Genomic DNA, 26,504 nt, shown 5'->3' with positions numbered 1-26,504 from the left:
TGCGCATCGCACACGCACAAAAGAGAGTCTTTCAATCGTGAGCCTAGGGAACGCTGCTTTCTCTCGGGCGGCTTTCCCGTGCGACAGGCCCACATCTAAAAGGAATGAAGTATGCAGGTCACTATTGACGGCGTTCAGTATGTGCCCGCCAGTCAGCAGCAATCTCGCATCGGCATCGCAATAACCACGCACAACCGTCCTCACGTTCTGAAGCAAGCCATTGAGCAACATCTGAAGCATTTGCCCGCCGGCGCGCTGGTGGTTGTGGTGGATGATGGTTCCAGTCCTGCCGCTGTGGTGCCTGACGGCATTCGCTTAATCCGGCATGAAACCTCTCTTGGTATCGTGGCATCGAAGAACGCCAGCCTTGAAGCGCTGATGGATGCTGGTTGCGAACATCTTTTCCTGTGGGACGATGATGCCTGGCCGATTGCCGATGAATGGCATCTACCTTACATCGAATCACCGGAGCCGCATCTGGCTTATCAGTTTCTCGACCTGGCGGGCCCGCGCAAGCTGAATGACCTCTCCGTCCTGTACCGCGATGATAACCACATCGCCTACACCGGGCAGCGCGGCGTGATGCTCTACTACCACCGCAGCGCTATTGAAAAGGTTGGCGGATTCGACCCCATTTACGGGCGCGGGATGTACGAGCACAGCGATTTAGCCCTGCGCATTCATAACGCGGGACTGACCACATGGGCCTATGCCGATGTTGTTGGTTCTGAAAAGCTGATTCATTCCCTCGATGAACATGAAGCCATTGAGCGTTCGGTACCTAAACCGGACCGGGTAGCGCTGGTGGAACGTAACGTGAAGATCCACAACGAGCGCCGTGATAACGGGTTTACTGGTTACGTTGACTACCGGCGACAGCGTGACGTGGTCATCACTACTCTGCTTACCAGTCAGCCAGATCCGCAGCGAGGCACCAAAATGGCTGCCTCGCCTGACATGCTGGTCAAATGGGCGGCCTCGCTTCGGGAGTGTATACGTATCGCGCTGGTGGATGAATTGCAGACCGCCCCGGCAGACGTTGAACTGTGCCGTATTCCTGACGTAAAGATGAACATCTACTTCCGGCGCTGGCTGCATATCTGGCAGCACCTCCGTGACCATCCTGAATATCGGCTCGTCTGGTGTACAGATGGCACTGATGTCGAGATGCTTCGCGCACCGTGGGAAGAAATGCAACCCGGTAAGGTTTATGTCGGCTCTGAACCGAAGACATATGCTGACGCCTGGGCAAAGCAGAACCATCCGGAGCGAATCTATCAGGAATTCATTGAAGCACACCGCAACGATGTGATGCTTAACGCTGGTCTGCTGGGCGGCACTCGAGCTGATGTAATGGCGTTCGCGCATGGCATCATTCGCCTTTATTACCGCATCGAGAGTTATCGCTTCTGGAAGAAAGAGCAAACTGGCGCCGCGGTGGGTGACATGCTGGCGTTCGGAATTGTCGCGCAGTCATTCGCAGAAAGGTTGGTCACCGGACCTCTGGTTCATACCGTATTCAAAACTGACGGGATTGGTAGGGAGGCCGCATGGTGGAAACACAAGTGAGATTCGTGATAGTCGCCCATCATTCCCGCCACGAACAGGCAAAAAAGCTTGCTGAATCACTGGATGGTTATCTGCTGGTGGATGAGAACAGCTCTGGCGCGAACTGGAATCATTACCGCGCGCTGCAATGGGCTGCAGAGCAAAGCTGTCGCGTTGTGGTGCTGGAGGATGACGCGCTGCCGGTAGAAGGATTTCAAACGATTGTCACTGAATGGCTGACCCGCTTCCCGGATTCCCTCATCAGCTTCTATCTCGGTACCGGTCGCCCTCCGCAATATCAGCTGGAGATAGCCACAAAGCTTATCGCCGCTGACCGCGAAAGGACTGACCACATCACCATGCAGCGCCTGGTGCATGCTGTTTGCTACAGCGTACCGCCGAAATTAATCCCGAAGGTGGTGTCGCGCTGGGATGCGAGCAAGCCTGCTGATTACGCGATTGGTGATGCCTGCGGCGGTCTGGTGATTTATGCGTGTAGTTCGCTGGTGGACCATGCTGATGGCCTGCCTGTAGAAAAGCATCCCGACAGACAGCAGCGCCGCGAGCGCCGCCGCGCATGGAGACTTCATGGCTAAGCTGACCACGTTAAAGCCACGGCTGAAGGTTATCGATACGCGCCGTATAAAGCCTGTATACGGCGAACAACGGCGCATCAGCGGCAGCGCCCGCGTTGGCCTTAAGCGTCGAATCTGGGTGCGTGACGGTGGGCACTGCTGCATGTGCTCACGCGCTGTTGACCTGCATGAAAGCGAACTCGATCACCGCATCGCGTTACAGTTCGGCGGCGATAACTCAGAGCGAAACCTTTGGACGCTCTGTACTGAATGCCACTCAGGTAAGTCGGCACGCGAAGCGGCAGCCGGTCAGCCTGATGAAGAGGCCATGAAGCATGCCGTGCCTGATGGCTGTCTGGGGACGGGCTTCGTGGGTCTCTGACGACAGCCAGCCACGGGGGGGTATGTTCGGAAGTAAACATCGATCATGCTGGACACCGCCCCCCCTCTCACGCACAGAAAAAATTCCCCTCTGGAGGGTATAAACATGTTAACAGCGCAAAAGCGTAAATTCGCTGTCGCGCTGATGTCCGGTATGTCTCAAAAAGATGCGGCAGTGAAGGCGGGATATTCTGAGAAATCCGCACGGTCCAAGGGGTCGCAGCTTGCAAAAGACCCGGAGGTCATCGCGTTTATTGAGCGTAAAAAAAAGGAAGTTATCGAGACAGATGACATACCTGCCTGCCGGAAAAATGTTTATACCCCAACGGTAAACACTACCGAAAAAAATGATGTGCCACTGGCGCCAGGCACAGCTGATGCTTACGACGATCCGCTTAAGTTTCTGATGGCCGTAATGAACGACGCCACTGAAGAAATTGACGTCAGAAAGGACGCGGCGAAGGCCATGCTTCCCTATATTCACCCCAAAAAAGGGGAAACAGGAAAAAAGGAGGCGCGCAACGCCGCGGCAAAAGCTGCTTCCGGGGCCAGCAAATTTGGTGCGATGGCGCCGCCGAAGCTGGTCGTGAACAACAAGGGGTAATTTATGGCGCAGTGGTCTACAGCCTGTACGGACTGGGAATCGCGCCTGGTTGCCGGCGAGTCCATTATTCCGCCGCCTATCTTTCCCGGCCAGGCGGAGCAGGCGCTGGGTATCTTCCGTGAACTGCGGGTTTCTGACCTGCCGGGCAAGCCTACTTTCGGTGAGTGCTCTGAAGAATGGGTGTTCGACTTCGTGAAAGCCATCTTCGGCGGATACGACGCCGAAACAGGCAACCAGCTCATCCGCGAATACGGCCTGCTGATATCGAAAAAGAACACCAAGTCTACCATCGCAGCGGGCATCATGCTGACCGCGCTGATCCTCTGCTGGCGAGAGGACGAAGAGCATCTGATTCTGGCACCCACCAAAGAGGTTGCCGATAACAGCTTCAAGCCTGCCGCTGGCATGATACGCGCCGACGATGAGCTGTCTGATATGTTCCAGATCCAGGACCATATCCGCACGATTACGCACCGGGTGACGCGAAATACGCTGAAAGTGGTGGCCGCAGACACGGACACCGTATCAGGTAAGAAATCGGGCCGTATTCTGGTTGACGAGCTCTGGCTGTTCGGCAAGCGCGCCAATGCAGAGGCGATGTTTATGGAAGCGCTAGGCGGGCAGGTCTCGCGTAATGAAGGATGGGTGATATTTCTCACCACGCAGAGCGACGAGCCGCCGGCAGGCGTTTTCAAAGAACGTCTCGATTACTGGCGTAATGTCCGTGACGGCAAGATAAACGACCCTAAAACGCTGGGCATCCTTTACGAGTTCCCGGAACGGATGGTGGAAAGCAAGGCTTATCTCGATCCGGAAAACTTCTACATCACCAACCCGAACATCGGCCGCTCGGTCAGCGCGGAGTGGATAGCGGATCAGCTCCGCAAGAACCAGGCGAAAACGGACGGGACGCTGCAGCAGTTCCTGGCGAAGCATCTCAATATTGAAATTGGCCTTAACCTGCGCAGCGACCGCTGGGCGGGCGTCGATTTCTGGGAGCAGCAGGCGCAGCGCGTCAGTTTTGATGATTTGCTGCGGCGCGCCGAGGTGATCACCGTCGGCATTGATGGCGGCGGTCTTGATGACCTGCTGGGCTTCGCTGCAGTCGGACGTGACGCTGAGACGCGGGAGTGGCTCTGCTGGTGCCATGCCTGGGCGCATGAGATAGCCATCCGGCGGCGTAAAAGCGAGGAGTCCAGGTTCAATGACTTCGTGAGGGCAGGCGACCTGACCATTGTGAAGCGGATGGGGCAGGATACCGAAGAGGTGGCGGAATACGTCCGCCGCATCCACATTGCTGAACTGCTCGACAAGATAGGCATTGACCCGTCAGGCGTCGGCCAAATCCTTGATGCACTGATTGAGGCGGAAATACCCGCCGATGCGGTGGTTGGCGTAAGCCAGGGCTGGCGCCTGGGCGGCGCGATTAAAACCACCGAACGCAAGCTTGCCGAGGGCGTGCTTATCCATGGCGGGCAACCGATGATGGCCTGGTGTGTGGGTAATGCCCGGGTGGAGCCGAAAGGTAACGCCATCCTCATTACCAAGCAGGCCAGCGGCAAGGGAAAGATTGACCCGCTGATGGCGCTGTTCAACAGCGTTTCGCTCATGGCGCTGAACCCTGAAGCGAAAAAGCAGGATTACCAGGTGCATTTCATATGACAGTTACGTCAGTTAATGACCCGCTACGGCGGGTTTTTTCGTTTCAGGAGGCAGCTAAATGACGCTTAATCGCGCATGCACCCTTATGACGGTTAAGGCGGTGAACGAGGACGAGCGGATCATTACCGGCATCGCCTCCACGCCTTCGCCTGACCGTGACGGGGACATCATGGAGCCGGAGGGCGCGAAGTTCCGCAGCGACACGCCGTTCCTCTGGCAGCATGACCGCTCACAACCCATCGGCACCTGCACACCAAAAATGGTGAAGGGCGGGCTTGAGATCACAGCAAAACTGGTGAAACCCACCCCGGATATGCCGTCCCAGCTGGCCGCCCGCCTCGATGAGGCCTGGGCATCCATTAAGGCGGGGCTGGTTCGCGGTCTCTCTATCGGCTTCCGGCCGATTGAGTATTCCTTCCTGGATGAAGGCGGTATCCGCTTTTTGTCCTGGGACCTTCTTGAAGTCTCGGCAGTGACCATTCCGGCAAACGCTGAATGTTCCATCAATACCGTGAAATCCTTCGACCGCCAGTTACTCGCCGCGGCAGGCAAAGAGAAACCGGTGGTTAAAGCAACACAGTCCGCTGGCGCTACAGCACCCAAAACCAATACCAATAAAGGAAACAGTTCGATGAATATCGCAGAACAAATCAAAAGCTTTGAAGCGAAGCGTTCGGCGCTGGCGGCGTCTCTCTCCGACATTATGGCGAAAGCCGCCGAAGCCGGGCGTACTCTTGATATGGAAGAAGAGGAGAGCTACGACAACACCTCCGCCGAAATCAAATCCGTAGATGCGCACCTGAAGCGTCTGCGCGACATGGAAAGTAACCTCGCTGCGACTGCCAAACCGGTAAGCAAAGCGGCGGGTGGTGACGTAAACGTAGTGGCAACCAGCGCGCCGGGCATCATCCGCGTAGAGCAGAAGCTGGAAAAAGGCATCGCCTTTGCCCGCTTTGCCAAGGCGCTGGCCGCCGCGAACGGCAGCCGTTCTGAAGCGCTCGAAATTGCCCGTAAGCAGTATCCGGACGATGCGAAACTGCATCATGTCCTGAAGGCGGCCGTCGGCGCTGGCACCACCACCGACCCGAAATGGGCTGGCGCGCTGGTTGAATATCAGGAATACGCACAGGATTTCGTGGAATTCCTGCGACCGCAAACCATTATTGGCCGCTTCGGGCAGGGTAACATCCCGGCGCTGCGCCAGGTGCCGTTTAACATCCGCATCCCGGCGCAGACCTCTGGCGGGTCAGCGAACTGGGTAGGGCAGGGCAAGGCGAAGCCGCTGACGAAGTTTGACTTCGAGTCGATCACCTTCAGCTTTGCGAAAGTGGCCGCAATCGCGGTGCTGACTGACGAACTTATCCGCTTCTCCAACCCGGCAGCCGATGCGCTGGTACGTAACGCGCTGGCTGAAGCGGTCATTGCCCGTCTTGATACTGACTTTATCAGCCCGACAAAGGCGGAAGTTGCCAATGTATCTCCGGCTTCCGTTACCAACGGCATTGCCGCTATCCCGTCCACCGGTAACCCTGACGACGACGCAGCAGCGGCTTTTGGCGTGTTTGTCGCTGCTAACTTGCAGCCGAACGGTGCAGTCTGGCTGATGTCCAGCACTACCGCGCTGGCGCTGTCCATGCGCAAGAACGCGCTGGGCCAGAAAGAGTATCCGGAAATGACGCTGCTGGGCGGCACCTTCCAGGGCCTGCCGGTTATCGTCTCCCAGTATGTTGGCAGCCAGCTGGTGCTGGTTAACGCGCCGGATATCTACCTGGCTGACGACGGCGGCGTTGCCGTGGATATGTCCCGCGAAGCCTCGCTCGAAATGCAGAGCGAACCAACCGGCGACAGCGTAAATGGTACTGGCACCGAGCTGGTTTCCATGTTCCAGACCAACAGCGTGGCTATCCGCGCCGAACGCTGGATTAACTGGAAGCGCCGCCGCACCGCTGCCGTCGCCGTGATTTCCGGCGTGAACTACGGCACCACCCAGACCAGCTAACCAACTCAGGAGGGCGGGGGAACCCCCGCCATTTTGCATGGCAAAAATCCGATATCTCCAGCGCACTCATGACTCTAAGCCCGGCGATGAAAAAACCGTGGATGACCAGTGCGCGAGGGTGCTGGTGCTGCTGGGCAAGGCTGAGTACACCGGCGCAAAGCGTGCTGGTGGCGGGAAAAAGAAAAATAATGCGGGGAATGGCTGATGTGGAATCCTTTCCGGAGAAAAGAAAAGGCGCTGCAGCAACCCGCAGGCCGTGGCCTCTGGACCTCACTGCTAAGTTTTGTCCGTGAGCCCTTTGCCGGCGCATGGCAGCGTAACCTGGAAATAAACGAGAAAACCGTCCTTTCCTTCCACGCCGTGTTTGCCTGCATATCGCTGATTGCGAGTGATATTGCAAAGATGCCTGTGCGGTTGATGCGCCGCGATTCAAACGGCATCTGGAAAGAAAACAATAATGGCAAGGTTGCCGCAATTTACAGGCGCCCGAATGCGTTCCAAAACCGGATGCAGTTTTTCGAATGCTGGCTTAACTCCAAGCTTTGCTACGGGAATACAGTTGTCCTGAAGATCCGTAATACCCGCGGGGAAGTCACGGAGCTGCGCATTCTGGACTGGAACAAGGTCACTCCGCTGGTGGCAGATGACGGTTCGGTTTTTTACCAGATTAACCCGGATAATATGGCCGGTATTGAATCCGAGGTGACAGTCCCGGCACGAGAGATTATCCACGACCGGTTTAACTGCCTCTTTCATCCGCTTATCGGTCTTTCACCGATTTATGCTGCTGGCCTGGCAGCGATGCAGGGGCACCATATTCAGGAAAATGCGGCCTTCTTCTTCCGCAACGGCGGCAAGCCCAGCGGGGTTATTGAAGTGCCGGGTAGCATCAGCGAGGAAAATGCCCGCATCCTGAAAAACAACTGGGATACGGGATATACGGGTGAAAACGCAGGGAAAACAGCCCTCCTGAGTAATGGCGCCAAATACAACCCAACGGCTATGACGGCAGCTGATGCTCAGATGGTTGAACAGCTTCAGATGACCGCGAAAATCAGCTGTTCGGTTTTCCATGTCCCGGCTTACAAAGCCGGAATAGGCGAGCTTCCCTCCTACGACAATATCGAGGCGCTGGAGCAGCAGTATTACTCGCAGTGCCTGCAGACGCTTATCGAGTCGATTGAGCTGCTGCTGGATGAAGCGTTTGAGCTGGAAGGTGATACCGGCACCGAGTTTGATGTGAGTGCGCTGCTGCGTATGGACAGCGAACGCCGCATAAAAACGCTGGGCGAAGGCGTTAAAAATACTATCCTGACGCCTAATGAGGCGCGACGCAGTGAAAACCTGCCGCCCGTTACTGGTGGTGATGAGCTTTACCTTCAGCAGCAGAACTTCAGCCTTGGCGCGCTGGCCCGCCGCGATGCCTCGGATGATCCATTCGGCAAAAGCAGTTCTTCTGCACCATCGCAACCCCCCAGTGAGGAAGGAAAGGCTTTATCTGCCGCTGAGCAATCAGCGGCCAAAGCCATGCTCAGAGGATTGCTTACCAAATGAATGAACGCGAATTAACGCTAATAAAGGTGCTTGGTGAAGAGTTCAGTCACGCTCTCGCTGAAATGCGTGAAGGGTTTCGTAAAAGCCTTGATCAGCAGCGTCAGGAATACGATGAAAAGCTGAGCCTGCTTTCCAGGCAACTGGAAGAAATAAAAAGCGTCCCGGCACCCGACTTTGCCGCCATGGTGGAAGAGGCTGTGGCAGCTCTGCCCGCGCCTGAGGTTCTTCAACTGCCTGATATCGCCTCCATGGTCACTGATGCGGTTGCCGCAATTCCGGCTCCGCAGGACGGAAAAAGCCTGACGCCCGATGACGTGCAGCCGATGCTGCAGGAGATGGTGGACAAGGCATTCCGCGGCTTACCAACACCGAAAGACGGTAAGGATTACGATCCGGCGGTACTGAAGCAGGCAGTGGAAGAGGCCGTAAGTAGTGCTGTCGCTGGCATTCCGGCACCGCAGGACGGAAAAAGCCTTACGCCCGATGACGTACAGCCGATGCTGCAGGAGATGGTGGACAAGGCATTCCGCGGCTTACCAACACCGAAAGACGGTAAGGATTACGATCCGGCGGTACTGAAGCAGGCGGTGGAAGAGGCCGTAAGCAGTGCTGTCGCTGCCATTCCGGTACCGCAGGACGGCAAAAGCCTTACATCTGAAGACGTGCAACCCATGCTGGAGCAACTCGTCGCAGCGTCAATGCCGGTTCTTCCGGATGTGAAAAAGCTGGTTAGCGAAGCCGTGGCCGCATTGCCGACAGCTGAACCGGGCAGGGATGGCGAAGATGGCCGCGATGCGCTGGCGCTGGAAATTCTGCCAGTCATTGATGAAGGGAAAAGCTACCCTCGCGGCTCTTATGCAACTCATAACGGCGGCTTGTGGCGTGCCTATGAGAAAACGCACGGCATGCGAGGCTGGGAATGTGTGGTTGACGGTGTGGCTGGCGTGGAGGTTGAGCGTTCCGGGCAACGGCGTTTCACCCTGACGGTTAACCGTTCCAGCGGTAGCAGTGAAACCAAATCGTTTGACGTTCCGGTCATGATTTATAAAGGCGTTTTCAAATCCGGCCAGGACTACCTGCCGGGCGACACGGTGACGTGGGGCGGCTCGCTCTGGCACTGCGACAATCAGACGCAGGACAGGCCAGGAGAGACGGGCTCGAAAGGCTGGACGCTTGCTACCAAGCGCGGGCGCGACGGGAGGGATAAAACGTGATTGAACTTGTCACTGTCCCGCAGGCAAAAGAGCACCTGCGCATTGATGATGATGCCGGTGATGCTGATCTGACACTGAAAATTCAGGCTGGCAGCGCCGCCATTCTCGCTTATGTCCAGGGAAGCCGTGACCTTGTTGTCAACAGTGATGGCGCGCTGATCGAAGGTGAACCGCTACGACGCACGCAGACGGCGCTGCTCATGCTCTTGGGCTGGCTGGATCGCAACCGGGGCGGTGAAGAGGAAGAAAAGCTTCAGCAAGGTGAGCTGCCGTTCTCCGTGACGATGCTTATCTACGATCTCCGTCGGCCGACCATTATTTAAGGGGGGTGTTATGCCGTGTTCCGGATGTGAACGCAGGAGAGAATGGCTGAAAAACTGGATGAGAATAGCCTATGAACGAACAACAGGTAAGCCTGCTGATAGCAGCAATGTCCGAGCAGACGAAGGCGATGCAGGAGCAGACCGTCGCACTGAATCGCCTGGTGGACTCAAATGAAGCGCTGGTAGCGTTGCTTTATCAGTCACTGGCCGAGGACATCGAAACGACAACGCTTGATTTCCCTGTACCGACCTACCTAAGCGGCAAAGTCCGGGGGTGAGCATGCAGGCCGGAAAGCTGAACAAACGTATATTGCTACAAAAGCCTGTAAAAACACAAAACCCAACCTCCGGCGCGATCGAAAGTGGCTGGGCGGATGTGGTTCAAGTATGGGCTAACGTTACAGACCTCTCCGCGCGCGATTTTGTGGCTGCAAAAGCAGGTCAGAACGAGGTAACGACGCGGATCATCATCCGCTGGCGTGATGACGTCACGGATAAGCACCGCATTCTTTACCGTGGGCGCATTTATGACATTCAGGGCGTGCTGGAGGACGATAAAAGCGGGCGAGAATATCTGACGCTGCCATGCTCCCGGGGGGTTAACGATGGCTGATGGCATTGATTTCAGCATAATCGGGATCGATTCGCTGCTGGGTAAGCTGGACAGTATAAGTGATGACCTGCGGCGGCGCGGCGGGCGGGCGGCGCTCCGGCGCGCCGGCAACGTGATTGTCGATAAGGCAAAAGAGAACGCCAGCCGCATTGACGACCCTGAAACCGGGCGTAGCATCGCCGCGAACGTGGCGATACGCTGGAACGGCAGGCTTTTCAAAACAACCGGCAATCTGGGCTTTCGCATTGGGATGCTGCACGGCGCCGTGCTGAAAAATCATCCTGACCTCAGCGAGAACGCGCCGACCCCACACTGGCGCCTGGTTGAGTTCGGTACCGAGAAAATGCGCGCTCAGCCTTTCATGCGCCCGGCGGCGGAAAGCAGCGTTGGCGAAGTGGTTAACGTGTTCGCCACCGAATACGAAAAGTCTATAGACCGGGCCATTAAGCGCGCGCAAAAGAAAGGAGTGCCACCATGATCGCGCCTATCTTTTCCGTCTGCGCTGCCAGCCCGACGGTAACGGCGTTACTAGGAACCGACCCGGTGCGCCTCTATCCCTTCGGCCGCCAGGATGATGCTGTTGTTTACCCCTACGTTGTCTGGCAGAACGTCAGCGGCTCGCCGGAGAATTACCTCAAGCAAAGGCCCGATGTCGACTCGTTCACCCTGCAGGTGGATGCCTACGCCGACACGGTGGATGAGGTGATCGCCGTGGCCGCCGCGCTGCGGGACGCCATTGAGCCACATGCTTACATAACGCGCTTGGGAGGACAGGAAAAAGACCCTGAAACCAGGCGCTACCGCTACTCCTTCGATGTTGACTGGATAGTCAGGCGATAACCCACAAGCACCGGCCCTGAGCCGGTTTTTTTATATCCGGAGATTCCCATGTCTGTATTGACACAAGGCACTCAGCTCTTCGTGCTGGCTAAAGGCGCGGTGAGCGAAATTGAATGCATCACCAGTTTTACCCCGGGGAGTAACCCTGCCGACCAGATCGAGGATACCTGTCTTTCTGAAAAGTTTGACCGCACCTACAAACGCGGCTTACGCACGCCCGGCCAGGCAACGGCGACACTAAACGCTGACCCCAAAAACGCCAGTCACATCATGCTTTATAACCTGTCAATTTCTGACGATGAAGAAGATCAGGCGCTGACTTTCGCCATTGGTTGGTCTGACGGTGACTCAGTACCAACGGCGGCCGCCTCTGGTGCAACGGGAACGGTAGACGGTCTGGCACTGCCGGATGACCGTACCTGGTTCGTATTTAAGGGGTACGTAGCCGATTTCCCTTTCGACTTCGCAGCTAACACCGTCGTTTCCACTTCAGCCTCCATCCAGCGTTCCGGCTCTGCCGTCTGGATCCCAAAAGCGCAGGCAGGCAGTTAACTTGCGGGGCTGCGGCCCCGTAACATTTCACTAATATTGGGAACAGCTATGAAACTTACCCTCGACTCACTAAAACAAGCTGGCGCGTTTACCGGGCGCCCGGTTGAAAAAGAAATTACATGGAAACAGGGCAGCCAGGAGCTTACCGCAACAGTCTATATTCGGCCGATGGGCTATTACACTGCCATGACAGATGTAATGGCGGCGCAGGGGCATATTGACGGGGTTGCTGGCCGAATTGCTGCTTCCATCTGTGACGAAGAAGGAAAGCCGGTATTCACCCCCGCCGATATCACGGGTGAAGCAGATCCCGAGCGGGGCGCGCTGGACGGGCAGCTCACTATCGCGCTACTGCTGGCAATCCAGGAAGTTAACGACCTGGGAAAGACGAGCTTACCGGAGAAGACGAAATCTGGTGTGAACTCGTCCTCAACGGCATCGGTGGGAGGACAATCGCCGAAGCGCAAGAAGCTCTCAGCTTCCGCGAGTTTCAGCTCTGGGTCAAATACCGCAACCAGTACGGAAGCCTGAACCCGATGATGCGAACAGAGTGGGGTGCCGCGCTGGTGGCGTCGGTGCTGGCTAACGTAAATCGTGGCAAAGATGACCCAGCTTTCAGGCTATGTGATTTTGCTCCGCATATTCGTGAACAACCCATTTCCCTTGAGCAGGCTATGAATGCCTGGAATTGATAAGCCAGGTTGATGTTTTGCCATTGTTCAATTCCCTGTTATTCTCTCAAAATCTGAATGAGGAGGTGAAATGGCACTCATTAAATGTAAAGAATGTGGCGAGGAAGTATCAAGCAAGGCTGATGTTTGTCCAAAGTGTGGTGCCCCTTTCAAATTAAGGGTGAAAGGTCCTTCAGGATGCATGATGATATTGTTAGTTATAATAGGGGTTTTATTTACTATATTTTTTATAGCAAAAATGAGCTGAATTAATTGTTATGTTGGTTTTTATTTGCATAAATTAGCAATTTACCCTGCGATTTTAATATAACCCGCTTCGGCGGGTTTTTATTTTAGGATGTTATATGGCTGGCAAATCACTCGGCACATTGACAATCGACCTCATCGCCAAGGTTGGTGGTTTTGTCTCAGGTATGGACAAAGCCGAACGCGCTTCAACAAAATGGCGAAAACAGGTTGAGTCGGATGTTAAAGCCGTTGGTGCTGCCATTGCTGCTATGGGCGCAGCGGCGACCGGTGCTGCAGTTGCCGCTTCCTCTGCAGGCATTGCTTTGCTCAAATCCACATCTGAGCAAATTACAGAAATAGATCGTTGGGCAAAGTCTCTCCGCCTATCAACTCAGGAATTGATAGCCTGGCGGTTCGCCGCAGAAAAGGCCGGCGTTTCTGGAGATCAGATAGCAGATATTTTCAAAGATATCGGGGACAAAATTGGCGATGCTGTTCTGAATAAATCAGGTGAAGCAGTCGATGCTCTGAATGCATTAGGTCTTTCTGCGGAAAAACTCTCAAAAGTTACTCCTGATAAGCAGCTATTAGCTATTGGTGAAGCACTCGGGAAAATAAATACAAACGCTGAAAAGACTAATATTCTTGAAAGTCTAGGTAACGACTTATCGAAGTTATTACCTCTCTTTGATAATAACAACCAAAAATTAACGCAATTTATTCAGCTCGCTAAAGATTATGGGATTGCACCAGATTCGAAATCCATTGATGACTTACTGAAAGTAAGCCAAATATTTCAGGATATGGAGGCGCAGGCGAATGGCCTGAAGGTTGAGATTGCTTCAGGTCTTGCGAAGGTTGACCTATCGCCACTCCAGAATGGTCTTGATGATCTTAAAAAAACTTTTACCGATCCGGCAGTCTTGCAGGGGTTATCAGATCTGGTTGGTGGTGTTGCTTCTCTTGTGGGCTGGCTTGGCAAGGCAGCATCAGAACTTGGCAGATTGGTAGAAAATTTCCAGGGTGGGCAGCAGCTTGCGACCAATGCATCCCGTGTTGAAATATTCCGGCGTATAAAGAACCTTGAGGCGGATCTGAACGATAAGGGTGTTCTTGCAGATATAAACCGGATCGGAATGGATACAGACTCTCGTCGCAAAGAGCTCGATGAATTACGTAAACGGCTCGGCGATATGAAGGATTTTCAGACCACCCTACCTATCAACGCTGCTGGTGTGCTGGGCACAGCCAGTTCTGGCTTTAAGCTTGGTTCAGGGGAAGTCAACGGCAAGCCTGTAACCGACAATTCTGGCAAGAAACTTGAAAATACCTTCAAGGCGACGGAGCAGAATTATCTTCGCCAAATAGCGCTGATTGATACTACCGGCAAAAAATCTTTTGAAGTGACCGAGCAGCAGAAACTTCAGTTTGATATTGCTGATGGAAAACTTTCAGGACTAAATGAGACGCAGCGACAGCGGCTTGAGCAGTTAGCTACCGAAGTTGACCGCCTAAATGCTGTCAAAAAGGCTAACGAGGAAAATCTAAAATTGGCTGAGTATGTCGCCAACCTTCAGCGCGAAAATGCTAACGCCTCAGCCTCTCTTAACGCTGATATTATCGGTGCTGGACAGGGTGACAAATTTCGTGAGTGGATGCGTGAACAGCTCGATATTGAGCGCGAGTTCAATGAAAAGCGCTCTGATTTACAGCAAAGATATCAGCGCGGAGACATTAAAAGCGAGGCGGATTATGACCGTTATAATGCTGAGCTTGATAAAGCACTGTCGCAACGCCTCGGGGATTACCAAAATTATTATCAGCAAATTGACCAATTGAATGCCGACTGGATGAGCGGTGCGCGGGACGGGCTGGCTAATTGGGTTGATGATGCATCGAATTATTCGCAGCAGGCGGCCAGTGGTGTTCAGAATGCCCTGTCCGGCATCACAAATAACCTTGTCGATATGCTGAACGATAATAAAGCCAGTTGGAAAGACTGGGGTGTAAGCGTTCTGAAGACGATCGAAAAGGTTGCATTAAATATGGCGTTGGTAAACGGCGTCAGTGCTATCGGTTCGTTGTTCAGCTTCGGCGCGTCTACGGCAGTTGGTTCAACGCCTTCTGGTGCATATAACTCTGCGGCTGCGGGCATTCAGCTTAACGCCAAAGGCGGCGTTTATGAATCTGCAGATCTGAGTAAATTCAGCAGCAGCATAGTTAGTAGCCCCACGATGTTTGCCTTTGCCAAAGGTGCTGGGCTGATGGGCGAGGCCGGACCGGAAGCCATTATGCCGCTGACCCGCGACGCCACCGGCAGGCTGGGCGTAAAAGCGCTGGGTAGCGGCACGCAGGGCGGCGCGGGCGTCAGCGTCAGCATCGGGACCATTAATTTTACAGGCGGCAAAGGTGGTGCGCAGGGCAACACTAACGCCGCCGGCGCAGTGGCTAACCAGCTCACCGGCGCCATTCTCGATACCATCAACTCGCAGCTGCGCAAGCCCGGCACCCCCTTGTGGAACGCCACGCAGGGCAAGCGCTAAAAATCAATTTACCACCCGCTACGGCGGGTTTTTTTATGGGTGAAACATGGCAACCGAAACCTTTACCTGGTGCCCGCGCATTAATGCCGGGGGCGAGGTGACTCACCGCGTCCGCCGCGCGCAGTTCGGCGACGGGTATGCCCAGGCGTCGGGAGACGGCATCAACGCCCGCGGTCAGAAATGGGATCTGGAATTCGTTGGGGATGAAAGCTACATCACCGCGATTATGGACTTTCTGGACAGACATGGCGGCAGCCGTTCATTCATCTGGCAGGCACCGCTGAAAGGCGCGGGGCTTTACCGCTGTGACGCCTACCGCCCGTCGGCGCCGGGCGGTGGCATTTTCTCTCTCACCGCAACCTTCACACAGGCATTCGCTCCGTAGGTACTTATGGCAATCAGTAATGACGTTCAGAAGCTTGAACCCGGCGACAGTGTCCGCCTGGTGACCGTCGATGGCTCGGCGTTCGGCGCGGGCGTGCTGCGCTTTCACGCCTGCACTATTCCCCACACGCCGGAAGAAATCGCGGCGAGCGGCGGCGACACCTCGAAGCTTGCCGCTAAATCCATCTGGTTTGATGACGAGGAATACGGTGCGTGGCCGTTTGAAATTACCGGGCTGGCATCGTCGAGTGACGGCCAGAGCGCGGAGCCGGTGCTGCGCATCGCCAACCTTGATGGCGTGGTGACCGCGCTCTGTCTGCGCTTTGATGACATGGTGCAGGCGAAGGTCACGATTCTGGATACGTTCGGGCAGTATCTCGATGCGCGCACCTTTCCTGACGGCAACCCGTCCGCCGATCCGGGGCAGTATTTCCGCCAGGTATTTTACATCGACAGCAAGGCGGCAGAGGACAACGAGGTGGTGGAATTTCGCCTCTCCAGCCCGATGGACCTGCAGGGTCTGCTGATCCCGACGCGCCAAATCACGGCGGTCTGCACCTGGGCCTGCCGCAACAAATACCGCAGCGGTGACGGCTGTACCTACAACGGCCCGCGCATGTTTGATCTGAAAGGTAACCCGGTGACCGACCCTGCACAGGATAAATGCTCGGGCCTGCTGACCGACTGTAAAAAACGCTTTGGCCCGGCTGCCCGGCTCGATTTCGGCGGCTTTCCGGGGGCCAGCCTGATCCGGAGGTAATCATGCGCGATAAAACCATTGCCGGTATCCTGGCTCATGCTGCGGCGGAATACCCGCGCGAGTGCTGCGGCGTGGTGGCGCAGAAAAGCCGCGTCGAGCGGTATTTCCCGTGCCGGAACATCACCGGCGCGCCGGAGGAGCAGTTTGAGCTGTCGCCGGAGGATTACGCGGCGGCGGAAGACTGGGGCACCGTCACCGCCATTGTGCATTCCCACCCGGGCGACGGCGCCACCACCCAGCCGAGCGAACTCGACCAGCTGCAGTGCGACGCCCACGGCATCCCCTGGGTAATCGTCTCGTGGCCGGAAGGCGACCTGCGCACCATTGCGCCACGCGGGGAACGGCCGCTGGAAGGGCGCGCCTTTGAACTGGGTTATGCCGACTGCTGGTCGCTGGTGATGGACTGGCACCGCCGGCAGGGCGTGACGCTTCGCAACTACAGCGTGGATTATCCGTGGTGGGAGCGAGGAGAAAATCTCTATATGGATAACTGGTATGCCGAGGGATTTCGCGAGGTCACGGAGCCGCGCGCCGGCGACATGGTGCTGATGCAGGTGTCCGCGCCGGTGGTGAATCATGCCGGTATTCTGCTGGAAGGTAACCAGCTGCTGCACCACCTGTACGGCCAGCTCTCCTGCACCACGCCGTATGGCGGCTATCTGCGCGATCGCACGATTAAAATTGTCAGACACAAGGACCTGCCATGAATGAACTTAAAACGGTGAGGCTGTACGGCATGCTTGGCGCGCGGTTCGGTCGCGAGCACCGGCTGGTGATTACCAGCCCCGCAGAAGCCTGTCACGCGCTGTCGGTCATTCTTCCGGGTTTTGAGCAGTACATGCAGACGGCGCACCTGCGCGGCCTGCGCTTTGCTGTGTTTAAGGGAAAAAAGAACATCGGCCAGGACGAGCTGAAACATAACAGCGGCGAAGAGGATATCCGCATCGCGCCGGTGATTGCCGGAAGCAAACGTGGCGGTGTGCTGCAGACCATTCTTGGTGCCGTGCTGGTGGTGGGAGCGCTTGCTCTTGGCCCCGTGGGTATCGGCGCCATCGCAGGCAGCACGGCGATGAGCATTGGCCTTATGGGCGGTTCGATGATGATTGGCGGCGTGGTGCAGATGCTGTCACCCCAGCCCGGCGGGCTGGCATCGCGTCAGGACCCCGATAACGCGCCGAGCTATGCGTTCGGCGGGCCCGTGAATACCACGGCAATGGGTAACCCCGTCGGGCTCCTGTATGGCGAGCGCGAAATAGGCGGTGCGATTGTTTCCGCCGGCATCTACACCAACGACCAGTGAAAACCGGTCTGATAACAGCGCCTGCGGGCGCTTTTTTTATGGGCGCGGTATGGAAAAAATAACCGGTAAAAAGGGTGGCGGTGGTAATTCACGCACACCGCGGGAGTCTCCTGATTCATTACAGTCGATTGCGACGGCCAAAATACTGCTGGCGCTGGGCGAGGGGGAGTTCGCCGGCGGCCTGACGGATAAAGATATTTTCCTCGACGGTACCCCGATCCGCAGCGCTGACGGTACGCTTAATTTTCCCGATGTGAAATGGGAATTTCGTCCGGGTACCCAGACGCAGGATTACATTCCCGGCATACCGTCGGTGGAAAATGAAATCACCGTTAACACTCAGCTTAAAGCCACACAGCCGTGGACGCGTGCCATCAGCAACACGCAGCTCTCTGCGGTCCGGGTGCGTCTCGGTGTGCCTTCACTGCAGCGCATGAAGGACAACGGGGATGTGGTGGGCTACCGCGTCGAATACAAAATTGAGCTGTCCACAGACGGCGGCGGGTATGTCACGGTGCTGAACGGTGCATTCGACGGTAAAACCACCTCCCTGTATGAGCGCAGCCATCGCATTGACCTTCCGCCTGCCCGGACCGGCTGGCAGCTTCGTGTGAGCCGGACGACGGCGGACAGCACCTCCAGCCGCATCGTGGATACGACGAACATCGAAGCGTATTCCGAAATCATCGATGCAAAGCTGCGCTACCCGAACACCGCACTGCTGTTTGTGTCATTCAACGCGAAGCAGTTCAGCAATATCCCGCAAATCAGCGTACGCGCCCGCGGGCGTCAAATCCGTGTGCCCACGACATACGATCCGGAGGCACGCACCTATTCCGGCACCTGGGACGGCTCGTTTAAATGGGCCTGGAGCAACAATCCCGCCTGGGTGTTTTACGACCTGGTACTGAGTGACCGCTTCGGTACCGGCGACCGGCTGGACGCGACGCAGGTGGACAAGTGGAAACTCTACCGCATTGCGCAGTACTGCGATCAGCCCGTGCCGGACGGTACCGGCGGCAACGGTACCGAGCCACGTTTTCTCTGCGACGTGTATATCCAGAGCCAGAACGAGGCGTTTACGGTGCTGCGCGACCTGGCGAGCATCTTTCGCGGCATGACATACTGGGCCGGTAATCAGCTGGCCGCGCTGGCGGACATGCCGCGCGACATGACGTATGTCTACACCCGCGCCAACGTCATCGACGGCAAATTCTCCTACGCCAGCGGCAGCGAGAAGAACCGCTATTCAACGGCGATGGTGAGCTGGTCAAATCCGGAGAACCATTACACCGATGAAGTGGAGGCGGTGATGGAGCCTGATCTGGTGCGGCGCTACGGCGTGCGCCAGACGCAGATCTCCGCCATAGGCTGCACACGGCGCACCGAGGCCAACCGTCGCGGCCGCTGGGCGCTGCTGACAAATGCTAAAGACCGGATGGTGAGTTTCGCCACCGGGCTGGAAGGCATGATCCCGTTGCCGGGCCATATCATCGGCGTGGCGGATCAGTATCTGTCCGGGCGGGTAATGGGCGGGCGCATCAGTCAGGTGAACGGTCGTGTGCTGACGCTCGACCGGACGCCGGATGCAAAAGCAGGCGACAGACTAATCGTCAACCTGCCGTCCGGTAAATCACAGGCCCGTACCCTTCAGGCGGTCAGCGGCCGAAACGTCACGGTGTCTGCGGCATTCAGCGAAACGCCGGAGCGTGAGGCGGTCTGGTCGGTGGATGCGCAGGATGTCTCGATCCAGCAGTACCGCGTCACGTCTGTCGAAGACAACAACGACGGCACCTGGACCATCAGCGCGGTGCAGCACAACCCGGATAAATATGCCGCCATCGATTCCGGCGCGCGGCTCGATGAGCGTCCGGTATCAGCTATTCCGCCGGGCGTTCAGGCGCCGCCGGCCTCCGTGACCCTCAGCAGTTACAGCCGCGTGGTGCAGGGCCTCAGCGTGGAAACCCTGCGTGTCGCCTGGCCTGCTGCTCCCGGCGCCGTGGCGTATGAATGTCAGTGGCGCAAGGATAGCGGCGACTGGGTAAATGTGCCGCGCACAAGCTCGCTTGGCTTTGAGGTGCAGGGCATTTATGCCGGGCGGTATATGGCGCGCGTCAGCGCTGTGAATGCCAGCGATGTCGCCTCGGTCTGGCAGACCAGCGTGGAAGTGACACTGACCGGCAAGGTGGGGCAGCCGCTGGCACCACTGAACTTCCGCACCACGCCGATCAACTGGGGCATCCAGCTCGACTGGAACTTCCCTGACGGTGCTGACGACACGCTGATGACCGAAATTCAGTATGCCGCCGCGACCGACGGCAGCGACGCGTTGCTGCTCTCGGATGTGCCGTATCCGGCGCACAGTTACACGCAGCTTGGCCTGCGTGCGGGGCAGATCTTCTGGTACCGCGCGCGACTGGTGGACCGTATCGGGAACCCCTCGGCATGGACGGGCTGGGCACGCGGCATGGCGAACGACAATGCAGAGGATTACCTGGGCGATATTGCGGGTGATTTCATGACGAAGGAAGACGGTGAGGCGCTGCTCAGCGAAATCACGCTCGACCCCGAAGCCATTCTGCAGAACGCACTTAGCAGCCATGACACAGTCAACCAGCAGTGGAAGCAGTACGGCGAAAACCGCGCCGGCATTGTTCAGGCGCAGACACTGGCCGCCGATGCCGGTAAGTCCGTAGCGGCGCTTGAGACGGCGGTAAACGCGAAATTTAATGATTTCGACGCCACCGCCAGTCGTCTTGAGAAAGCCACTGCGGATAACGCATCGGCCATCAGCGAGATAAACGACACGGTGGTGGCGCGGTTTGACAATGTGGCTGCCGCGGTAGAAGGCAAAATGGATGCGTATGTTGATGCCAGTGGCGGCTCTGCCATCTACACCATGAAAACCGGCGTGCAGTATAAGGGGCAGTATTATGACGCCGGTCTGTCAGTGGCGGTCACCATTAACGGCACCGCTGTCGATACCCGCTTTGCGGTGAATGCGAATCAGTTTGTGGTAATGAGCGGCAGCGAAAACAACCGTTATTCGCCGTTTGCGGTGGTAAACGGGCAGGTGTTTATGAACTCGGCCTTTATCCAGGACGGCACCATCACCAGTGCCAAAATCGGCGCATTCATTCAGTCAACGAACTATGTGGCAGGCCGCGCAGGCTGGCGACTGGACAAGGCCGGAAACTTTGAGATTAACGGCGTAGGCGGAGGTGGCAGGATGCTTATCAGCAACACGCTGGTCCAGATCTGGGATGCCAACAATGTACTGCGTATCCGGATGGGGCTTTTCTGATGTCAGGATTACAGTGCTGGGATGAAAACGGGCAACTGGTGGTGGACCTCGGTGACTATATGGTGCGTTATCTTGGCCGGACCGTCGTCAACGCGCCAGGGAATATCACACAGATGAACGTTCCTTATGCAGGCCTGACGGCCGCCGGCTCTTTTGCCGCTATTGTCAAACTCACCGGTGTTACCCGGATCTGGAGCACGTCATGTTATGACGGCGGATTTACGCTGTTTTTTGTGCCGGGCACCAGTTACGCAGACACCATAACCGTGGATCTCTACAGCTTCCTATGAGCGGATTTGAAGTCAGAAACTCAGCCGGTGCGCTGACCATTAACAGCGATTACCGCGCGCCTTTGCTGTCTTCATCGGCAGCAGTGAGAACCGATTCGGTCGGTGATTTTGATATGGATATTCCGGGGTTCGGTAACCTTAAACAACTGGGGTGGGTCCTTGATAGCACCCTGTTTGCGCCCGGGCAGTTGTCATGGTTCAGGCTGAACGTGAATGGCTGGGGCCTGCCGGGCGCGCAGTACTTTCTGCCCGGTGCTGCTGTTATTGCCAAAACCAAGACCGATATTGCCTGGCAAAGCGGATACCTTGATGTGTTTAATTCAGCCGGGGAGCTTATCTGGTCAGCGAGGTCTGCGGCCAGAATGCCCCGTGTGCTGGGTTTTATCACCATTCCGGCAGGCTTCGACCTGCAGAATAATACGTTTTCAGCTGCGGTACCTGGCACGCCTTATTATCTGCTGGAAATCATGCCAGGCGCATTGTCTGAGGATCAGGAAGGTGTGGGAGCAAAAAACGGCATCGTTATTAAACAGCTCTCCGGCTCGGTCATCATGCGCTACATCAACCAGAACGGCAGGAACTACAGGGATACCCCGCTTTACTCCCGTGGGTTCAGGCTTCCTTACGCCGTATTCTCCACCCTTTAAGACTCATACAAGACCCGCTTCGGCGGGTTTTTCATTTTAAGGAGCAGGCCTGATGGCTAAAGGCACTATCAGCATCAATAACGGCGCAACGACCATAAACGGCGACGGCACTACATTTACCGGCGAACTGGTTGCCGGTGATTACATCGTTTTTACAGCAGGTCAGGTAGTCTATACTCTGGCCGTTAAAACAGTGAGCAGCGACACGGCACTGACGCTCACTAAAACATATACCGGACCGGACGCCACGGGGCTGGCGTGGTCGGCGGTACCGCGCGGCACCATGAGCCAGATTACGATGGAAGTTGTGAATCAGGTGACCGAGGCATTACGCGGTCTGAACCATGACAAAGCTAACTGGCAGCAGGTATTCTCCGCAGGCAACAATATCACGGTTTCCCTGCCGGACGGCAGGGCGTTTAACGGACCCAGTTGGCCGTTTATCGTTAACCTTCTGGAAGACCTTGATCCTGACCGGCTTCAGCAAATCGTTAATGACCTGAAGACGGCGCAAACCAGCGTAAGCGCCGACAGGAAAGCAGCCGAAACCGCCCGAACCGGCGCACAAAGCGCAGCCACCAGTGCGGCAACTGCACAGAAAGCAGCGGAAAGCGCCAGCGCTGCCGCCACGAAAAGCGCCACCAGTGCAGCCACCAGCGCCAGTGATGCGACGAATTCAGCAAACGCTGCCAGCCAGGCGGCCACCGATGCACGTAGCCAGGCAGATCGCGCAGAGCTGCTGGCCGATAAATTTGACGCAGAAAAAGTCCTGACGAAAGATGCAAACCTGTCCGATGTAGCTGACAAGGCAAAGGGGTTAAAAAACCTTCTGAACGGTAAACCGCTGCCGCTGAGTGCTGATGCGGTATCCGATGGCGATGCGGTGACTCTGCGTCAGCTTAAAGCCTCATCTGGTGGCGGAAGCAGTGCCAACATGAATGGCGTGATGAATGATTTTATCGGTGCCGTGGACTGGTTTAACGGATCACGAGCGTCCTTGCCATCTGGCTATCAGTCTGGTGACGGGCAAGTTCTTAAACGTAGCGATTATCCTGATTTGTGGGCTGCTATCAACTCTGGAATTCTGCCGTCGATAACTGATTCTGCATGGCTTGCCGATCCGGCCAGGCGTGGTCGTTACTCTACCGGCGACGGCTCAACCACTTTCCGCATGCCGGATTTGAACGGCGTTCAGAGTGGCAGCATCGCTGCGCCATTCCTTCGCGGCAGCGGAACAGGCTCGCAGGGGAATCCCGGTGATGTTGCGCAGGACGGATTACCTAACATTGCTGGCGCTTACAACATCAGGAATATTAACGGTGGTGGCCGCAACACATGGGGTCATGTTGGCTCGTTCTATTATGATCAAGATCCTAAAGGCAGCGCGCTTGCGGATCTCCAGACTGGCTCGACGTCATCGATTCCCGAAATTATGCGATTTGATGCCAGCCGTTCTAATTCTGTTTATGGTCGCGCCAGTGAAGTTCAGCCGAAAAACGTTGTCGGTATCTGGATAATCCGCGCCAACGGCAATTTTGTTGCGGCCAATACTAACTTTAACGTCATCAACGCCTACGCATCAGATCCGGGCGCTGGTTTCGTTGCGACGGGCGGCTTTGCCAGGTCTGTAGCAAAAATCGCTGAATCGGAAGCCTTTGAGGCTCAATTCTACGCGGAAAAAGGTTCGGATGGTGTTGTTCGTGCGACTATTCGCGCCGGTAGCGGCAACCCAAGCGTTGCGGCGCAGTTTTCGGAAAGCGGGGAGGTGACAGCGCCAACGTTTAAGCCGACTGATATTTCGGCGACGTGGGATAACTTTCAAGTTCCACACGGCCCTTTATCGCCTGTTAGCGGGTCAATCAGTGTTGAGGATTATTTAAAACGTCCTGGCTTTTACATGCAAAACAGGAACGCCGAAGCAAGTTTGGCAAATGGTTATCCTGATGGAAAGGCGGGGTCTCTTTTGGTAATGCCTAATGGTGCTGGTAATGCAAACGGATGCACTCAATTTTATTCAAATTACCAGGGAACTGGCGGAATCTTTTTCCGCCGATACATTGCTGATCAGTCAAGTTTTGAAAGTGGCGGCCCTGCTGGATGGAAAACAGTTTTCACCAATCACGGGGATATTGCAAACACCGCTGGCGGGCCAAACGCGACGGTTAATAACTGGAATGACATTCAAGCTAATCATGTAGGTTTCGGTTACAACGGCGTGCCAAACAGCCCAGGGTCAACCGGTACTTGCCTGACTTTCTCTAACACTAAATACCCGGCTTATGCCATCCAGTTTACTGGAAACTACGCATCTGCATCTCGCTACTTTGCGCGCTCTCAAAATGGCGATAGCGGCGGAGTTTGGCAACCCTGGCGCGAGTTCACGATGGCGGCTGTTTCCGATGAGCGTCTGAAAGATGTTAAAGGGAATTTTAACGTTGAGGCCGGTCTGGATAACATCAACCGCATGGAGTTTAAGCTTTTTCGTTACAAGTGGGATGAACCTGAACGGTCGGCGCGCCGTGGCGTTATCGCCCAGCAGATTATGCAGATTGACAAGGAATACGTGAAGGATGTTGGCGAAAACATGGTGTTGGACCAGACGCCGATGTTACTTGACGCTCTGGCTGCAATAAAAGCGCTGCGCCAGCGTGATGAGGACAACAAGGCACGTATTGCTGCGCTTGAAATGGAACAGGCCCGGCTGCAGGCGTCAGTTTCCAGCCTCATTGCTGCGGGAAGCGCCACCAAAGAAGGTTCTGAAAGCGAATCGGTCAGTGGAAAATGATAAGGCATAGTGGCCCGTATGGGCTGCTCTGCTTATAAAAAATATTACCTGCCGTTACGATTAATAGGCCGCTGCGTCTTGATTTCGTTACCCCTTGAAACTACTGTATAAATACACAGTATATTTTACAGGAGGTACATAATGAAAATACACCCCCTCGTCTGGCCGGTTACGCCAGTCAACATCCCATTCTATGCAGACCTGATTTCAGCAGGCTTTCCGAGTCCCGCCGCCGATTATATCGACAGTGGCATTGACCTCGTTTCCCACCTTATTGCACATCCTTCATCCACCTATGTTCTGCGGGTCGCCGGCGACTCGATGCGCGATGCCGGTATTCTCGACGGTTCCCTTTTGCTGGTGGACTTCAGCCTGCACGCGAGACACAACGACATCGTCGTCGCCAATATCGGCGGGGAGTTCACTGTTAAAAGGCTGGTGACGTACCCTGTGGCGCAGCTACGTGCCGAGAACCCGGCTTACCCGCCTATAGCTGTTTATGACGCCGACGACCTCGAAATCGTCGGCGTTGTCATTTGCGTGATAAATACCCTGCACCGCAATGTTCGCGCTGGTTGATATGAACTCGTTCTACACGAGTTGCGAGACGGCATTCCGTCCGGATCTGGCCGGTCAGCCCATTGTGGCGCTCTCGAATAACGACGGCTGTGTGATAGCGCGCAGCCGCGAAGCAAAAGCGCTTGGCATAAAAATGGGCATGCCCTGGTTCCAGCTGCGCGAGATGCCGTTTCCGCAGCGGATCATTGCCTTTTCCAGCAACTATGAGCTTTAGTAAGTTAAGTGGAATGCAACATTTGCGGTATAAACTTTAGCCAGTTGTCCTGAACTGAAAGGGGAAGGCCGTGAACACGAAAACACATTCCACTTCGGCTTTGCTGCTGGCCGGGCAGTGGCTTAAAATTCCTTCGAATTTAGGAAGAGCCAGCTCAACTATTAAGGTAAGGCCTATCGAAGTGCCCTGACGCATTTTTTTGCCTTCTGTGAAATACACGATATTGCTCCTGAAAGGGCTTTCTTTGAAGACATTGCAGTATATATCTGCCCTCAGCTCCCTGATATGCCGTCAGCCGTTGCCAGCGCCACGCTCCAGTTGCGCATTTCAGCTCTTCGCCTCTGGTATGACTTTCTGATTTACCAGGATATTTGCAGTCTCAACCCGTTACCCCGTTCGGGTTTGCCTGGTGCCATTTATACCGGGCGAGGCCTGATCCCACGTATCACCCGCCTCCCCGTTATTCCCGATGACGGGCAGTGGCTCAGGTTCCTGAAACACGTTTCTGCCGCGTCCCTACGTGACCGGCTGATGCTTGCTCTGGCGTATTATGGCGCGCTCCAGCGCACGGAAGTGACGGCTCTGAGGCTTGAGGACATTGATCTGGCTCACCGCCTGATACGCATCCGCGCAGAGACGACGAAAAACAGACGGGAAAGAATGGTCTGCTACAGCGCTGACGTTGCGCGGGTACTGGCAAATCATTTCCAACAGCTACGGCTGGCAGGCTGGTCAGGCGGTGCTCTGTTCCGTTCCGCCTCTGACCGTAATTACGGCGCTCCGCTCTCGTTCTGGAGCTGGAGTAAAACCGTGCGGAAATGGGCGACAGAGGCTGATCAGCCAGACATCACCACGCATACTTTTCGTCACCTCCGGCTGACGCACCTGGCACGGGCCGGATGGAAACTGTATG

The 26,504-nt window shown here is 55.8% G+C and carries 28 protein-coding genes and 2 pseudogenes; all 30 read left to right on the top strand.

Annotated features, from left to right (window positions below; translation table 11 throughout):
* Positions 1-111: 111 nt before the first annotated feature.
* Positions 112-1,569, top strand: a complete 1,458-nt coding sequence (locus tag AFK63_RS10560; protein WP_038863498.1) for a glycosyltransferase family 2 protein — start codon at positions 112-114, stop codon at positions 1,567-1,569.
* On the top strand, positions 1,551-2,144 hold the full coding sequence (locus AFK63_RS10555) for a hypothetical protein (RefSeq protein ID WP_038863496.1): 594 nt from the start codon (positions 1,551-1,553) through the stop codon (positions 2,142-2,144). Before AFK63_RS10560 ends, AFK63_RS10555 begins: the two co-directional genes overlap by 19 nt.
* Positions 2,137-2,505: an HNH endonuclease gene (locus tag AFK63_RS10550; RefSeq protein WP_038863495.1), complete on the top strand. Its 369-nt coding sequence runs from the start codon at positions 2,137-2,139 to the stop codon at positions 2,503-2,505. Before AFK63_RS10555 ends, AFK63_RS10550 begins: the two co-directional genes overlap by 8 nt.
* Positions 2,506-2,610: 105 nt before the next feature.
* Positions 2,611-3,108, top strand: a complete 498-nt coding sequence (locus tag AFK63_RS10545; RefSeq protein WP_038863494.1) for a terminase small subunit — start codon at positions 2,611-2,613, stop codon at positions 3,106-3,108.
* A gap of 3 nt (positions 3,109-3,111) precedes the next feature.
* Positions 3,112-4,770, top strand: a complete 1,659-nt coding sequence (locus tag AFK63_RS10540) for a terminase large subunit (RefSeq protein ID WP_038863491.1) — start codon at positions 3,112-3,114, stop codon at positions 4,768-4,770.
* Positions 4,771-4,828: 58 nt separating this feature from the next.
* Complete coding sequence (locus AFK63_RS10535; protein ID WP_038863490.1) at positions 4,829-6,769, top strand: phage major capsid protein; 1,941 nt, start codon at positions 4,829-4,831, stop codon at positions 6,767-6,769.
* A 37-nt stretch (positions 6,770-6,806) separates the two neighbouring features.
* Positions 6,807-6,974: a hypothetical protein gene (locus tag AFK63_RS21505; RefSeq protein WP_007889812.1), complete on the top strand. Its 168-nt coding sequence runs from the start codon at positions 6,807-6,809 to the stop codon at positions 6,972-6,974.
* Complete coding sequence (locus AFK63_RS21650) at positions 6,974-8,323, top strand: phage portal protein (RefSeq protein ID WP_038863488.1); 1,350 nt, start codon at positions 6,974-6,976, stop codon at positions 8,321-8,323. Before AFK63_RS21505 ends, AFK63_RS21650 begins: the two co-directional genes overlap by 1 nt.
* Positions 8,320-9,537 carry a phage portal protein gene (locus AFK63_RS21645; RefSeq protein WP_038863486.1) on the top strand — a complete coding sequence of 406 codons (1,218 nt, stop codon included), beginning with the start codon at positions 8,320-8,322 and terminating at the stop codon, positions 9,535-9,537. Before AFK63_RS21650 ends, AFK63_RS21645 begins: the two co-directional genes overlap by 4 nt.
* Complete coding sequence (locus tag AFK63_RS10520; RefSeq protein ID WP_038863485.1) at positions 9,534-9,860, top strand: head-tail connector protein; 327 nt, start codon at positions 9,534-9,536, stop codon at positions 9,858-9,860. Before AFK63_RS21645 ends, AFK63_RS10520 begins: the two co-directional genes overlap by 4 nt.
* A gap of 71 nt (positions 9,861-9,931) precedes the next feature.
* Complete coding sequence (locus tag AFK63_RS10515; RefSeq protein WP_038863484.1) at positions 9,932-10,138, top strand: hypothetical protein; 207 nt, start codon at positions 9,932-9,934, stop codon at positions 10,136-10,138.
* A 2-nt stretch (positions 10,139-10,140) separates the two neighbouring features.
* Complete coding sequence (locus AFK63_RS10510; protein WP_038863482.1) at positions 10,141-10,473, top strand: phage head closure protein; 333 nt, start codon at positions 10,141-10,143, stop codon at positions 10,471-10,473.
* A complete protein-coding gene (locus tag AFK63_RS10505) occupies positions 10,466-10,951 on the top strand; it encodes an HK97-gp10 family putative phage morphogenesis protein (protein ID WP_038863481.1) in 486 nt (161 codons plus the stop codon). Before AFK63_RS10510 ends, AFK63_RS10505 begins: the two co-directional genes overlap by 8 nt.
* A complete protein-coding gene (locus AFK63_RS10500; protein WP_007732682.1) occupies positions 10,948-11,313 on the top strand; it encodes a DUF3168 domain-containing protein in 366 nt (121 codons plus the stop codon). The genes AFK63_RS10505 and AFK63_RS10500 overlap by 4 nt, the downstream gene beginning before the upstream one ends.
* A gap of 48 nt (positions 11,314-11,361) precedes the next feature.
* The gene (locus AFK63_RS10495; RefSeq protein ID WP_007732685.1) at positions 11,362-11,865 is read left to right on the top strand and encodes a phage tail tube protein; all 504 of its coding nucleotides are present in this window, start codon (positions 11,362-11,364) and stop codon (positions 11,863-11,865) included.
* A 48-nt stretch (positions 11,866-11,913) separates the two neighbouring features.
* Positions 11,914-12,396, top strand: a complete 483-nt coding sequence (locus AFK63_RS10490) for a phage tail assembly chaperone family protein, TAC (protein WP_038863477.1) — start codon at positions 11,914-11,916, stop codon at positions 12,394-12,396.
* Positions 12,397-12,401: 5 nt separating this feature from the next.
* Positions 12,402-12,557, top strand: a complete 156-nt coding sequence (locus tag AFK63_RS21840; protein ID WP_205694552.1) for a phage tail assembly protein T — start codon at positions 12,402-12,404, stop codon at positions 12,555-12,557.
* Between the two features lie 70 nt (positions 12,558-12,627).
* A complete protein-coding gene (locus AFK63_RS21245) occupies positions 12,628-12,804 on the top strand; it encodes a zinc-ribbon domain-containing protein (protein ID WP_144420899.1) in 177 nt (58 codons plus the stop codon).
* A gap of 97 nt (positions 12,805-12,901) precedes the next feature.
* Positions 12,902-15,328 (top strand): phage tail tape measure protein, encoded by a 2,427-nt coding sequence (locus AFK63_RS10485; RefSeq protein WP_236613105.1) that lies wholly within the window; start codon positions 12,902-12,904, stop codon positions 15,326-15,328.
* A gap of 46 nt (positions 15,329-15,374) precedes the next feature.
* Complete coding sequence (locus AFK63_RS10480) at positions 15,375-15,713, top strand: phage tail protein (protein ID WP_007728442.1); 339 nt, start codon at positions 15,375-15,377, stop codon at positions 15,711-15,713.
* A gap of 6 nt (positions 15,714-15,719) precedes the next feature.
* On the top strand, positions 15,720-16,472 hold the full coding sequence (locus tag AFK63_RS10475) for a phage minor tail protein L (RefSeq protein WP_038863476.1): 753 nt from the start codon (positions 15,720-15,722) through the stop codon (positions 16,470-16,472).
* Between the two features lie 2 nt (positions 16,473-16,474).
* Complete coding sequence (locus tag AFK63_RS10470; protein ID WP_038863475.1) at positions 16,475-17,179, top strand: C40 family peptidase; 705 nt, start codon at positions 16,475-16,477, stop codon at positions 17,177-17,179.
* Positions 17,176-17,772, top strand: coding sequence for a tail assembly protein (locus AFK63_RS10465; protein ID WP_038863474.1), 597 nt, complete (start codon positions 17,176-17,178; stop codon positions 17,770-17,772). Before AFK63_RS10470 ends, AFK63_RS10465 begins: the two co-directional genes overlap by 4 nt.
* Positions 17,773-17,821: 49 nt before the next feature.
* Positions 17,822-21,076 carry a host specificity protein J gene (locus AFK63_RS10460; RefSeq protein ID WP_038863471.1) on the top strand — a complete coding sequence of 1,085 codons (3,255 nt, stop codon included), beginning with the start codon at positions 17,822-17,824 and terminating at the stop codon, positions 21,074-21,076.
* Positions 21,076-21,366, top strand: a complete 291-nt coding sequence (locus AFK63_RS10455) for a hypothetical protein (RefSeq protein WP_038863470.1) — start codon at positions 21,076-21,078, stop codon at positions 21,364-21,366. Before AFK63_RS10460 ends, AFK63_RS10455 begins: the two co-directional genes overlap by 1 nt.
* Entirely contained in the window at positions 21,363-22,013 is a 651-nt protein-coding gene (locus AFK63_RS10450) for a hypothetical protein (protein ID WP_038863469.1), read from the top strand. Before AFK63_RS10455 ends, AFK63_RS10450 begins: the two co-directional genes overlap by 4 nt.
* Before the next feature lie 52 nt (positions 22,014-22,065).
* On the top strand, positions 22,066-24,798 hold the full coding sequence (locus AFK63_RS21640; protein WP_236613104.1) for a tail fiber domain-containing protein: 2,733 nt from the start codon (positions 22,066-22,068) through the stop codon (positions 24,796-24,798).
* A 141-nt stretch (positions 24,799-24,939) separates the two neighbouring features.
* Positions 24,940-25,377 (top strand): translesion error-prone DNA polymerase V autoproteolytic subunit, encoded by a 438-nt coding sequence (gene umuD, locus AFK63_RS10435; protein ID WP_038863467.1) that lies wholly within the window; start codon positions 24,940-24,942, stop codon positions 25,375-25,377.
* Positions 25,361-25,588, top strand: a pseudogene (locus AFK63_RS10430) (Y-family DNA polymerase); the annotation flags it as partial. The gene umuD and the pseudogene AFK63_RS10430, both read left to right, overlap by 17 nt.
* 288 nt (positions 25,589-25,876) lie before the next feature.
* Positions 25,877-26,449: pseudogene (locus AFK63_RS21570) on the top strand (tyrosine-type recombinase/integrase); the annotation flags it as partial.
* Positions 26,450-26,504: the final 55 nt, after the last annotated feature.

Origin of the sequence: Cronobacter muytjensii ATCC 51329 (genome assembly GCF_001277195.1) — a bacterium.
Classification (GTDB): domain Bacteria; phylum Pseudomonadota; class Gammaproteobacteria; order Enterobacterales; family Enterobacteriaceae; genus Cronobacter; species Cronobacter muytjensii.
The sequence above is the reverse complement of the archived record's forward strand: the minus strand, read 5'-3'. Positions and strand labels throughout refer to the sequence as shown.